Origin of the sequence: Lysinibacter cavernae (assembly GCF_011758565.1) — a bacterium.
GTDB classification, from domain to species: domain Bacteria; phylum Actinomycetota; class Actinomycetes; order Actinomycetales; family Microbacteriaceae; genus Lysinibacter; species Lysinibacter cavernae.
Window position 1 is genome coordinate 1355580 of sequence record NZ_JAAMOX010000001.1, and the last position, 13384, is coordinate 1368963.

The window sequence follows — 13384 nt, forward strand, 5'->3', positions numbered from 1 at the left end:
CTCTTCGGTCAGCTCACGGTATTCGCGGCGGTCGCCGCTCTTGTCATCGGTGCGAACATAACGTGAGGGTTCACGGTCACGCCCGCCACGTCCATCACGGCTGTCGCCACGCTTCCCCATGTCGGGACGACCTGGGCGATCCGGACGCCCGCCGCGCTCTGCGCGTCCGTATCCGGAGCCTTGCTGACGGTCATCACGACGGGGCGCCCTATCATCACGCTGGGGACGGTCGCCGGAACGCGCTGGACGTTCTGAGTTGTACGGACGGTCGCTACGTGGTGCTCGATCATCACGACGTGGGCGATCCGAACTATAGGGGCGGTCACCGGCCCGTTGAGGTCGTTCTGAGTTATAGGGGCGATCGCCTGAGCGTGCGGAGCGATCAGAGTTATACGGACGATCACCGGAGCGTGCTGGGCGATCAGAGTTGTACGGCCGATCACCGGAGCGCGCAGGGCGATCAGAGTTATACGGGCGGTCACCAGAACGCGCCGGACGATCAGAGTTATACGGACGATCACCGGAACGTGCAGGGCGATCCGTGGAACGCGCCGATCGGTCTGAGCCATACGGACGATCACCACGCGGCGCGCGATCATCACGACGTGGGCGATCCGAACCATACGGACGATCACCGGAACGTGCCGAACGATCAGAGTTATACGGACGATCCTCGCGGCCCTGTCGATCTACCCCTTGTCGATCTACCCCGTACGAACGCTCTCCCGAGCGCTGCTGCGAACGATCGGCACCGTATGAACGGTCGTTCGAACGCTGTGGACGGTCCGAACCCTGAGAACGATCAGAAGCACGCGCGGGACGGTCAGAGTTGTAGGGCCGGTCACCGGAACGCTGAGGTCGATCCGAGTTGTACGGGCGGTCTCCAGAACGTCCAGGTCGATCCGAGCCATACGGACGGTCAGCTGAGCGTTGCGGGCGTCCGCCAGTTTTGTCCCGGTCGTTGTAAGACCGGTTGCTCCCCTGTTGCGTCCGCTCGTCTCGATGTGGGCGATCGGCATACGATCCGCGATCTCCGGCTCGATCAGGTGACGAACCGTTCGAACTGTTGTCACGGCGCAGCGGAGCAGACTTACCGTATCGGTCATCGGCAGAAGATTTGCGAGGAGCGTCGGGACGCTCGTATTTTTCGGGTTGAGCGTTATCGGACATGTTTCTCCTCGTAATGGTTGGCATTTATGTGCCGGATGACGCGCGGCGACGTGGCCTACGCGACACGGTAAATCTTCTGCTGTGGATTTATGAAAAGGTCGTGAGGTTTCTCAGAACGAAACCAACGGTTACCAGCGTATCGGAGAAAACCTGAAGTTTGGCACGAGGCCTCACAAGATTCCCAAATGGGATTCATCTCTCAGTGGACGCGTTGTCAGTTCTGCGCAAGACTCTGAAGACTGAGCGCAGAGAATTGGAAGCACAAAAAGAATCCTTTATGGCCCCGCGTATCAACCCGGCAGCTGACTCCCGTTTGTTTGGGTTAAACAAGGGAGCCCCACACACCAACAGGTATGCGGGGCTCAACCTCTTATAAAAGAAGTCCGGCGGTGACCTACTCTCCCACAGGGTCCCCCCTGCAGTACCATCGGCGCTGCGAGTCTTAGCTTCCGGGTTCGGAATGTAACCGGGCGTTTCCCTCGCGCTATAGCCGCCGAAACACTATCGACAACCCACCAACAAATGGCGGGATGCCAGGTTTCGACAAAACAAAGCAACAAAAGTTGTTCTTCATTCTGTGTGTTCCCGACCGTATATCGAGAACCACAAAGTGGACGCAAACATCACAACAAGAAATTATCAAGTATAGAAAGTGTTATCAAGTTATCGGCTTATTAGTACTGGTCAGCTCCATGAGTCTTTAGTCCTCACTTCCACATCCAGCCTATCAACCCAGTCGTCTACTGGGAGCCTCTCCCCCGAAGGGATAGAAATCTCATCTTGAGGCCGGCTTCCCGCTTAGATGCTTTCAGCGGTTATCCATTCCGAACGTAGCTAATCAGCGGTGCTCCTGGCGGAACAACTGACACACCAGAGGTTCGTCCAACCCGGTCCTCTCGTACTAGGGTCAGATCCTCTCAAATTTCTTACGCGCGCAGCGGATAGGGACCGAACTGTCTCACGACGTTCTAAACCCAGCTCGCGTACCGCTTTAATGGGCGAACAGCCCAACCCTTGGGACCTACTCCAGCCCCAGGATGCGACGAGCCGACATCGAGGTGCCAAACCATGCCGTCGATATGGACTCTTGGGCAAGATCAGCCTGTTATCCCCGAGGTACCTTTTATCCGTTGAGCGACAGCGCTTCCACAAGCCACTGCCGGATCACTAGTCCCGACTTTCGTCCCTGTTCGACCTGTCAGTCTCACAGTCAAGCTCCCTTGTGCACTTACACTCGCCACCTGATTGCCAACCAGGTTGAGGGAACCTTTGGGCGCCTCCGTTACTTTTTAGGAGGCAACCGCCCCAGTTAAACTACCCATCAGGCACTGTCCCTGAACCCGATTAGGGTTCGAAGTTAGATATCCAATATGACCAGAGTGGTATTTCAACAATGACTCCACCTGAACTAGCGTCCAAGCTTCAAAGTCTCCCACCTATCCTACACAAGCCACACCGAACACCAATACCAAACTATAGTAAAGGTCACGGGGTCTTTCCGTCCTGCTGCGCGTAACGAGCATCTTTACTCGTAATGCAATTTCGCCGAGTTCGCGGTTGAGACAGCTGGGAAGTCGTTACGCCATTCGTGCAGGTCGGAACTTACCCGACAAGGAATTTCGCTACCTTAGGATGGTTATAGTTACCACCGCCGTTTACTGGGGCTTAAATTCAGAGCTTCGCCGAAGCTAACCCTTCCTCTTAACCTTCCAGCACCGGGCAGGCGTCAGTCCGTATACATCGACTTGCGTCTTCGCACGGACCTGTGTTTTTAGTAAACAGTCGCTTCCCACTGGTCTCTGCGGCCTTCAAACGCTTCACGGAGCAAGTCCGTTAACGCCTCAGGCCCCCCTTCTCCCGAAGTTACGGGGGCATTTTGCCGAGTTCCTTAACCACGATTCTCTCGATCTCCTTAGTATTCTCTACCTGACCACCTGAGTCGGTTTGGGGTACGGGCGGCTAAAACCTCGCGTCGATGCTTTTCTCGGCAGCATAGGATCATCAACTTCGTCACTTAAGACTCCCCATCGGATCTCAGACTATATGAATGGCGGATTTGCCTACCATTCGTCCTACATCCTTAGCCCGGGACAACCATCGCCCGGGATTGACTACCTTCCTGCGTCACACCTGTTAATACGCTAAACGCACTAGAACGGGTTCGAGCGTTATCCCCGCGCACTCACACCCGAAGGTGATCATGCCCGGACTTAGGACTCTTAGCACTACTAGATTGTCTTGGGCGGTTTTTCGCCGGTACGGGAATATCAACCCGTTGTCCATCGACTACGCCTGTCGGCCTCGCCTTAGGTCCCGACTTACCCAGGGAAGATTAGCTTGACCCTGGAACCCTTGGTCTTCCGGAGGACGGGTTTCTCACCCGTCTTTCGCTACTCATGCCTGCATTCTCACTCGTGTAGTCTCCACGGCTGGTTTCCACCGCCGCTTCACTGCCCACACGACGCTCTCCTACCCATCCATACGGCTGGACCACGAAGGCCTACCAATAATATGAATGTCACAAATTCGGTGGTGTGCTTGAGCCCCGTTACATTGTCGGCGCGGAACCACTTGACCAGTGAGCTATTACGCACTCTTTCAAGGGTGGCTGCTTCTAAGCCAACCTCCTGGTTGTCTAAGCAGCTCCACATCCTTTTCCACTTAGCACACGCTTTGGGACCTTATTTGGTGATCTGGGTTGTTTCCCTCTCGACTATGAAGCTTATCCCCCACAGTCTCACTGCTGCGCTCTCACTTACCGGCATTCGGAGTTTGGCTGACGTCAGTAACCTTTTGGGGCCCATCGGCCATCCAGTAGCTCTACCTCCGGTAAGAAACACGCAACGCTGCACCTAAATGCATTTCGGAGAGAACCAGCTATCACGAAGTTTGATTGGCCTTTCACCCCTATCCACAGCTCATCCCCTCAGTTTTCAACCTAAGTGGGTTCGGTCCTCCACGCGCTCTTACACGCGCTTCAACCTGGCCATGGATAGATCACTTCGCTTCGGGTTTAGAACATGCGACTCATTCGCCCTATTCAGACTCGCTTTCGCTACGGCTTCCCCTCACAGGTTAACCTCGCCACATATCACTAACTCGCAGGCTCATTCTTCAAAAGGCACGCTGTCACAGCTACAAGGCTGCTCCAACGGATTGTAAGCAAACGGTTTCAGGTACTATTTCACTCCCCTCCCGGGGTACTTTTCACCTTTCCCTCACGGTACTTGTTCACTATCGGTCATCTGGGAGTATTTAGGCTTATCAGGTGGTCCTGACTGATTCACACGGGATTTCTCGGGCCCCGTGCTACTTGGGATACTCTTCGAGCGATTGCTGCATTTCGACTACGGGATTATCACCCTCTATGATTGACCTTTCCAAGCCATTCGCCTATACAACGTTCTAACTCTCAGGCTTCGGCAGAAGCCAATGAAAAGTCCCACAACCCCGAACATGCAACTCCTGCCGGATATCACACATGCTCGGTTTAGCCTGATCCGCGTTCGCTCGCCACTACTAGCGGAATCACTGTTGTTTTCTCTTCCTGTGGGTACTGAGATGTTTCACTTCCCCACGTTCCCTCTACCCGCCCTATATATTCAGGCGGGAGTCACCGGGTCCATCGCTGGCCCAGCGGGGTTTCCCCATTCGGACATCCTCGGATCAAAGTTCGTTTATCAACTCCCCGAGGCTTATCGCAGATTACTACGTCCTTCTTCGGCTCCAGATGCCAAGGCATTCACCGTTTGCTCTTAAAAACTTGAAATCACATGAGATTGAATCGAATTCATTTCGTTAAGAAAAAATTGACCAATGATCTATATATTTAAGATCTTGTTTAGACACAAACCCAACACCATCCACCCCCTTGGAAGAAGGCTTCAAAACATTGCGTTTGCATCCAAGATGCTCGCGTCCACTGTGTAGTTCTCAAAATACGGGCGGTACCCAATCTCCGCTGAAGCGCTGCTCCAACATCAAAAGGATCCAGAGGTTCAGACCCAACCACCAAACGGCGATCAGTATCTGGTCCCTCAGGACCCAACAGCGTGCAAACAACGAACCAAAACCATGCGAGACGTTCCAAGTAACCGAAGCTACCGTACTACCCCCACACCATCCGGTGCGATGTATCAATGTCAATGTTCCACCCATGAGCTACCAGCGAGACACAGTCGGTCTCGATCTGGCGCCTGGACAATCCGAAGACTGCCAGATGCTCCTTAGAAAGGAGGTGATCCAGCCGCACCTTCCGGTACGGCTACCTTGTTACGACTTAGTCCTAATCACCGATCCCACCTTAGACAGCTCCCTCCCGAAGGTTAGGCCACTGGCGTTGGGTGTTACCGACTTTCATGACTTGACGGGCGGTGTGTACAAGGCCCGGGAACGTATTCACCGCAGCGTTGCTGATCTGCGATTACTAGCGACTCCAACTTCATGAGGTCGAGTTGCAGACCTCAATCCGAACTGAGACCGGCTTTTTGGGATTCGCTCCACCTTACGGTATTGCAGCCCTTTGTACCGGCCATTGTAGCATGCGTGAAGCCCAAGACATAAGGGGCATGATGATTTGACGTCATCCCCACCTTCCTCCGTGTTGACCACGGCAGTCTCCCATGAGTTCCCACCATTACGTGCTGGCAACATAGGACGAGGGTTGCGCTCGTTGCGGGACTTAACCCAACATCTCACGACACGAGCTGACGACAACCATGCACCACCTGTATACCGACCTTGCGGGGCGACTATCTCTAGCCGTTTCCGGTATATGTCAAGCCTTGGTAAGGTTCTTCGCGTTGCATCGAATTAATCCGCATGCTCCGCCGCTTGTGCGGGCCCCCGTCAATTCCTTTGAGTTTTAGCCTTGCGGCCGTACTCCCCAGGCGGGGAACTTAATGCGTTAGCTGCGACACAGAAACCGTGGAATGGCCCCTACATCTAGTTCCCAACGTTTACGGCATGGACTACCAGGGTATCTAATCCTGTTCGCTCCCCATGCTTTCGCTCCTCAGCGTCAGTTACGGCCCAGAGATCTGCCTTCGCCATCGGTGTTCCTCCTGATATCTGCGCATTCCACCGCTACACCAGGAATTCCAATCTCCCCTACCGCACTCTAGTCTGCCCGTACCCACTGCAGGCTGGAGGTTGAGCCTCCAGTTTTCACAGCAGACGCGACAAACCGCCTACGAGCTCTTTACGCCCAATAATTCCGGACAACGCTTGCACCCTACGTATTACCGCGGCTGCTGGCACGTAGTTAGCCGGTGCTTTTTCTGCAGGTACCGTCACTTTCGCTTCTTCCCTACTAAAAGAGGTTTACAACCCGAAGGCCTTCGTCCCTCACGCGGCGTTGCTGCATCAGGCTTTCGCCCATTGTGCAATATTCCCCACTGCTGCCTCCCGTAGGAGTCTGGGCCGTGTCTCAGTCCCAGTGTGGCCGGTCACCCTCTCAGGCCGGCTACCCGTCGTCGCCTTGGTGAGCCATTACCTCACCAACTAGCTGATAGGCCGCGAGTCCATCCTTGACCGAAATTCTTTCCAGCTCCTCACCATGCGGCGGAAGCTCGTATCCGGTATTAGACACCGTTTCCAGTGCTTATCCCAGAGTCAAGGGCAGGTTACTCACGTGTTACTCACCCGTTCGCCACTAATCCACCAGAGCAAGCTCCAGCTTCATCGTTCGACTTGCATGTGTTAAGCACGCCGCCAGCGTTCGTCCTGAGCCAGGATCAAACTCTCCGTAAATGATTAACAAGCAACAAACCAAAAGGCCTGCGCTAAACATAAAGCAGCCCAACCACCGGAATAGGCGGAAAAGGCTGCGAGTTCGAAACTGACAGAACAAATCATTACTGACTTGCTTTGTTGTTCAATATTTTTCCAAAGGAATCTCTTCACCCAACCAGATAGGTTGAGCTAACGAGTCTTTTTGGCATTTGACATTGTGCACGCTGTTGAGTTCTCAAGGACCAGACGCACTAGAGTTTCAGTTTCTCAACCTGCCCTCTAGGCAACTTCTCTATCCTACCAGCTCCTGGAGTTCCTGTCAAATCGTGTTTCTCGCAAATTATTTGACGCGAAGAAACCGAACCTGACTCTCACAAGAGCGGGAGTTATATCTTCACACTAAACCGCAACAAACACAAATGCGCCTGAAACAATCTCGGTGAGATAAGTGGTCCCACTTGAGGCCGGCGAGCAATCCGCTCTGCCGCACCTTTGGGGTACTTGGAATACATTACGGCGAATACGACACCTCCGCAAATCCAAAACCACCACACCACCCCAAAAACCCCGACAAACCAACAAAAACGACTTTCCCCAACCAAACATCCCGGGCGTGTCGCACCCCACAACCCCACATCCATTTGCGAGTTTCTGCCAAAAAACCCAGAAAAGGGAACAGAAAGTCACAAATAGATGCAGGTGGGGGTCGGAGGCGGGAAGGTCGGAGACAGGAAAGAGTGAGGAGGAGAGTTCAAGTTGCGGAGAGAGGGGCTCGACGGAGAGAGGTCGGTTGGAAGGGGTTGGGCGAGGCGAGGTTGGGTTGGGTTGGGTTGGCGGGGCGGGAAGTCGAGGGTGCAACGAGTGCTACGGGGATGCGAGAGTGTCGCCTCGAGTTTGGATGAGCGTGGTCAGGTATCGGGTGAGGATGGTCCGCTCAACCAAGCGTCCCAGCACACCAAAGGGTGCCGCGTATGAAATCTCGTCGATCATGATGGACCTCGGGAGATTCATGTCATGGACGGGTTCACCTGCACCAGCATCAGCACCAGCACCAGCACCAGCACCAGCACCAGCACCAGCAAGTACTATCGCCGATGGTTGCACATCTTGGAAGGTGTGCGTGTGCACAAAACGCGCAAAGGGTCCGCGAACCTGGGCGTCAACGAAGCGTCGGCCAGGGTCAAGCTCCCTAATGAGGCTCGTGAGGCGAAAGCGAATGCCAAAGTGCCGCGCGCTCCAAGTGACGGTCTCGCCGAGTCCGATCTGTCCGGAGGCCACTCCCCCAACGACGCGCTCCCCGGTATGACGCAGCGAATCAAGATGAGCGTCGATGCTCAACGAACGGTGAAACATTTCCTCGGCCGACGCATCACAGATCGTGGTGACGGAAAACGATGAGGCCATTAGGAGGCTGTCTCGGTCGGGGTGCGCACAGCATCCGGCAGAGCCAAGCGGTCTAGACACAGCAATGCCCGGCAGCGGTGAACCGCTCCGGGCATTGCCAAGGCCATCTGTTTAGGCTGCCGTCGTAATTGCGGCGAGGGTACGCTTACCGCGACGCAGCACCGCACGACCGCCCGACAGCAGGTGGTCAGCCTCGAGCACGGCATCCGCACCCTCGACCTTTGCGTTGTTGAGGTAGACCCCGCCCTGCTCAAGAGCTCGGCGCGATTCGCTCAAACTCTTGGTCAACGACGTGTCGACCAGCAGCTGAGCAACCGAGTCGCCAACGGATGCGGTTGCCTGCGGCAGTTCGGCAACGGCCGATACCAGCGTGGCTTCATCGAGTTCAGCAAGATCACCCTGACCGAAGAGCGCTTGCGAAGCCGCGATCGCCGCGCGCGTTGCCTCAACGCCGTGGACCGTTGAGGTCACCTCAAAGGCAAGACGTTTCTGTCCCTCGCGTTTGAACGGCTCGTGAGCAACCGCCTGCTCAATCTGTTCGATCTCCTCGCGCGACAGGAAGGTAAAGATCTTGAGTCGCGAGACCACGTCGGCGTCATCGGTGTTCACCCAGAACTGGTAGAACGCGTATGGCGAAACCATCTTGGGGTCGAGCCAGATGGCGTTGCCCTCGCTCTTACCAAATTTGGTGCCGTCAGAGTTGGTAATAAGCGGCGTACCAATGGCGTGCACGCTCGCGCCCTCTGCCCTGTGGATGAGATCGGTGCCACTCGTGAGGTTGCCCCACTGATCACTGCCACCTGACTGCAAGACGCAGTCGTACTGGCGGTAGAGCTCGAGGTAATCGAGCCCCTGCAGAATCTGGTAGCTGAACTCCGTGTAGCTAATGCCAGCCTCGGAGTTGAGACGGGCGCTCACGGCATCCTTCTTGAGCATCGTGCCAACACGGTAGTACTTGCCAACGTCGCGCAAGAAGTCGATTGCGCTCATCGGGGCGGTCCAGTCAAGGTTGTTGACCATCCGTACCCCGTTTTCGCCCTCAGAACTTAGGATGCGCTGAACCTGCGACTGCAGGTACCCGACCCACTCGGCCACCGTCTCTTTGGTGTTGAGCGTGCGCTCGGCCGTCGGGCGCGGGTCGCCGACCAATCCGGTGGAGCCTCCAACGAGTCCGAGCGGCTTGTGGCCCGCAAGTTGCAGGCGACGCATGAACAACAGCTGAACCAGGTTGCCAAGGTGGAGGCTGGGAGCGGTTGGATCAAACCCGCAATAGTAGGTGATGGGATCTGAGGCGAGCAGGTCTCGAAGAGCCTTCGCATCGGTTGAAACGTGGACAAGACCGCGCCACACCAGTTCGTCCCAGAGGAACTCAAAGGAGGCGTCGTTGCGTTGGATGACCGGGGCCATCGCTTCATTGTTCAGATCAGACACGTTAGCCATCGTATCAACGATGCGTTCCCTGGCAGGTCAAGCCTGGCAACATCCACGCGGCCCGAACAACTTTGGCCAAGCACGCGAAGCAGTTGCCGGGCATCTCGCGCGATGAACCGCTCCCGGCGGCCCGCCTCTGGGGCCGCGCAGGATGATGTGGCAGTATTGAGCGGTACGCAAGCAGTGCGGATATCGCGCTGCGTAGCCCTATGGAGAAACCCCTGAATACCGCGCCAGTTTACCCAATTCGCTACGCATCAGAGACCGAAAAAGCCAGCTGGGACGCCCTCATCGGGTCCACGCCAAACGGCGGTAATCTGCTGCAGACGACCAGTTTTGCGATCGCCAAAGCCTCGTCTGGCTGGACCGCAAACTATCTCGTGTTCCAAGGGGACTCCGCAATCCTCAGCGACGTTCCAAACGCCGAAGTCCCGTTTCTTGCCCTCAGCCGCAGCGTGCCCCTGCTGGGAACCATCTGGTACATCCCAAACGGACCCTGCTTTGCAACGGCAGAACAGCTGCTGAACTTTGCCGACACCGCTCGTCCCTGGTTTGCAAGCAAGAAGGCATTCCTCGTGAAGCTTGACAGTGAGCTCACCACCGATTCGGTGGACCTCAGCACGCTTCGTGAACACGGCCTGCTCAAATCAACCGATTTGCAGACGGGTAGCGTCAACACCGTCGTGCTTGATCTCACACCAGGTTCCGAAGCTGTATTCAAAGCGTTCCCGCAGCCCGGCCGATACTCGGTCAACCGGGCCCGCAGAGATGGGGTCGAAACCTCAGCGGTTCCGTTGACTCCAGAAAACAAGCGCATCATGTTTGACCTGCTCGAAGAAACGGCCCGCGCTTCAAACTTCCCAACCCGAACGTACGAGTACTACTCAACGTTTTGGGATGCCTTCGCCCGCGATGACAAGGCTCGACTCTTTTTTGCCATGTTCGAGGGCAACGTCATTGCCGCAGCGTTTGTGGTCAAGAACGGGCCAAAGGCGTTCTACAAAGATGGCGCATCGGTTCGTGACCGGCCTGCGTACGGCGCGAGCCACCTGCTGCAGTGGGAGGCCATCCAGTGGGCATTGGAGGACCCAGCGGTCACGTCCTACGACATGATGGGCACTCCGCCGAGCGACCAACTCTCAGACACGGATCACCCGTACCACGGCATCGGACGGTTTAAAACGTCATTCAATAAGACAGTGGTCGATCGTCTTGGCAGCTTCGAGATGGTGTTGAAGCCTTCCGCGGTGTCACTCTGGAACCGCTACGGATACCGGGTGATGAATAAGCTCAACCGGATGTTCAAGCACGAGGTCTTCTTCTAGCAGCTGCTTCCCGACCGCCGTTCGCAACTATCGCTAGGCGGAGGCCGAAAGTAGGGCCGCCTGCACCCGCGAGGTGAGACCCAGCTTGCTCAGCACCCGTGAAACATGGGTTTTTGCGGTATTTTCGCTGATATACAGCTCGGTTGCGATTTCGCTATTGGTGAGCCCCTTGCCAAGACACCTGAGCACTTCCCGTTCTCGATCGGTGAGCTGGGTGAGCCGTTGCCGCGGGATGGCGAGGTCGTCGGATACTCCGCCCTGTTGATCGCCGTTGACGGCCTCAGGACCACTGCGTGCCCGTTGATATCGTTGGACAAGCGATTTTGTAATCTCGGGGGCAAGGATGGACTCCCCCGCGTGCACTCGTCGAATGGCATCAATGAGCGCCTCTCGTCCAACCGTCTTGAGCAGAAACCCTGCCGCCCCGAACAGCAGGGCATCGTCAACGTAATCGTCAAATCCGAATGTTGTGAGCACGATGATTTGTGGGCCACCACTCGCGACGATTTGCCTCGTTGCGCTCAGGCCGTCGGTTGTTGGCATCTGCACATCCATGAGCACTACGTCGCACGGGGTTGTTGTAGCGAATTCGATAGCTTGGACCCCATCGGATGCCTCACCAACAACGGCGATATCGGATGCGGTCTCGATGAGGGCCCTAACCCCTGCGCGCACGGCATCATGGTCGTCTGCGATCAGCACGCGGATGGTCATGAGGAGTTCTCCTGTGAGGTTGGTGCAGCGGTGTCAACGATGGTTTCATGAGGAAGCGGGAGCCGCGCGTGCAGCGTCCAAACATCGCCAGTGTGTTGAGCGCTCATGGTACCGCCGACGAGTTGCAGGCGTTCTCTCAGCCCGAGTAGCCCCGCTCCCCCGCCGGCGTGAGGTGACTGTTCTGACGGGGCCTCTGCCAGATGCCTCTCAGCGCGACCGTCTTCTCCTTCGGCAGGAGAACGTGTATCTTGAAGGCGATCGGTGGTCACAGGCATTGGGTTTCGAAGCGTAATGAGGAGGGCAGGGGCAGCAGACAAGCCCGCCGGCTCAAGATCAATATTCAGTTCAACCGGCAAACGGGGAGCGTGTTTCACCGCGTTTGCGAGCCCCTCCTGTACAACCCGAAACCCGACGGTCGAGATACCGCGTGGAACGTCGTTCACACCTACTCCGATCTGCTCGCCCACCACGGTTCCATGGTGCAGCGCGAGCTGCACGAGGGCAGGGACATTGGCAAGGGTGTTGGCCGAGGTTCGGTCAATGCCAGAATCTGTGCTTGCTCCTGGTGTCAGCGACGCCGGGTCCCCCTCGCCTGATTCGGCGCGAAGTACCTCGATCATGTGGCGCATTTCGATCAGGGCCGCATGGCTCGACGCTCGAATTGCTACCAGATTCGCGGCCGACGAATCGCTCAGGGTTGAATCAGCCAGCGTGGCTTCGGCCCTCATCGAGATTGCAGAAAGTTGCCCCGAAATGGTGTCGTGCAGGTCCCTGCCAATTGACGCACGAGTATCGGCGAGGGCCTGCTTCGTTTCCGCCGCGCTCAGCCGCTCGATAGCGGATGCCCGCGCGGTTTCTTTCTCCGCCAACACTCGCGATGATCGCACGCTTTCTCCCCACCACACGGTTGTTCCAACGATCAATACGAGCATGAGCATCAGCACGATAATCGGCGCGAGTTGCTGTCCCCACAGCACGATCACAAACAGCACAACGATCGAGGCAACGGCGCTCAGCGTTGAGAAGGTGGGCAGCCATGACGAGCGGGCCTGCACCACATACAGGTACACCAGATCGATAGCCAAGACCAGGCTTCCAACGGAAAGCGCCCTGGTCAGGATGAGCTCGGCAGCGAGTGCGAGCGCTGCGACGATCAAGACACCACGCGGGTAGCGGCGCCGAGACAGGTGAAGCACCCCAAGCACCACAAGATTCGCTAACGAAAAGATGGTCGGACCGTGCTGAGTATCGTCGGTTGTGAGTTCAAGCGTGAATCCGGCAAGGGTAAACATCGCGGAGATGACCCAGACCGAAAGCGAATAGAGCGAATGACGATGGCGACGCGACCAGGCCATTAACCCTGCAGTTCGCGTGGTTGCATCTCGTTGCAGTGTGGCGTCGCTCCCCTCCGTTGTCGACGCATGGGCCTGATCTCTTGCGGATGGGTCGATGAAGACCGATGCGTGTGATTCAACGGGATCGGTCATACCCCAATCCAACCATCTCAGCTGGGCACTGTCGCCACCCAAACGGTGTACACCGAAGGATGTACCTGATCCGGCTAAACCATCACTCTGGCCGACGCGCCAATTCGGTCAGGATTGGGA

At 56.4% G+C, this 13384-nt stretch carries 7 protein-coding genes and 3 rRNA genes; 1 reads left to right on the top strand and 9 read right to left on the bottom strand.

Annotated features, from left to right (window positions below; translation table 11 throughout):
* Window positions 1-8 precede the first annotated feature (8 nt).
* From FHX76_RS06110 to tyrS, 7 genes are all read right to left on the bottom strand, one after another.
* Window positions 9-623: a hypothetical protein gene (locus tag FHX76_RS06110; protein ID WP_167148917.1), complete on the bottom strand. Its 615-nt coding sequence runs from the start codon at window positions 621-623 to the stop codon at window positions 9-11.
* A gap of 81 nt (window positions 624-704) precedes the next feature.
* The gene (locus tag FHX76_RS06115) at window positions 705-1106 is read right to left on the bottom strand and encodes a hypothetical protein (protein WP_167148919.1); all 402 of its coding nucleotides are present in this window, start codon (window positions 1104-1106) and stop codon (window positions 705-707) included.
* Between the two features lie 445 nt (window positions 1107-1551).
* A 5S ribosomal RNA gene (rrf, locus tag FHX76_RS06120) occupies window positions 1552-1668 on the bottom strand.
* 156 nt (window positions 1669-1824) lie between these two features.
* Window positions 1825-4939, bottom strand: a 23S ribosomal RNA gene (locus FHX76_RS06125).
* A 461-nt stretch (window positions 4940-5400) separates the two neighbouring features.
* Window positions 5401-6921: ribosomal RNA gene (locus FHX76_RS06130) — 16S ribosomal RNA — on the bottom strand.
* The 16S, 23S and 5S rRNA genes sit together here, the layout of an rRNA operon.
* 846 nt (window positions 6922-7767) lie before the next feature.
* Window positions 7768-8307, bottom strand: a complete 540-nt coding sequence (locus FHX76_RS06135; RefSeq protein ID WP_167148921.1) for an SRPBCC family protein — start codon at window positions 8305-8307, stop codon at window positions 7768-7770.
* 111 nt (window positions 8308-8418) lie between these two features.
* Entirely contained in the window at window positions 8419-9714 is a 1296-nt protein-coding gene (gene tyrS, locus FHX76_RS06140; RefSeq protein WP_386762774.1) for a tyrosine--tRNA ligase, read from the bottom strand.
* A 233-nt stretch (window positions 9715-9947) separates the two neighbouring features.
* On the opposite strand from tyrS, the gene FHX76_RS06145 reads away from it, so the two are divergent.
* The gene (locus FHX76_RS06145) at window positions 9948-11063 is read left to right on the top strand and encodes a lipid II:glycine glycyltransferase FemX (protein WP_167148925.1); all 1116 of its coding nucleotides are present in this window, start codon (window positions 9948-9950) and stop codon (window positions 11061-11063) included.
* Window positions 11064-11096: 33 nt separating this feature from the next.
* Here FHX76_RS06145 and FHX76_RS06150 read toward each other — a convergent pair whose 3' ends face one another.
* Window positions 11097-11777, bottom strand: coding sequence for a response regulator (locus tag FHX76_RS06150; protein WP_167148927.1), 681 nt, complete (start codon window positions 11775-11777; stop codon window positions 11097-11099).
* Window positions 11774-13264, bottom strand: a complete 1491-nt coding sequence (locus FHX76_RS06155) for a sensor histidine kinase (protein WP_167148929.1) — start codon at window positions 13262-13264, stop codon at window positions 11774-11776. The genes FHX76_RS06150 and FHX76_RS06155 overlap by 4 nt, the downstream gene beginning before the upstream one ends.
* Window positions 13265-13384 lie beyond the last annotated feature (120 nt).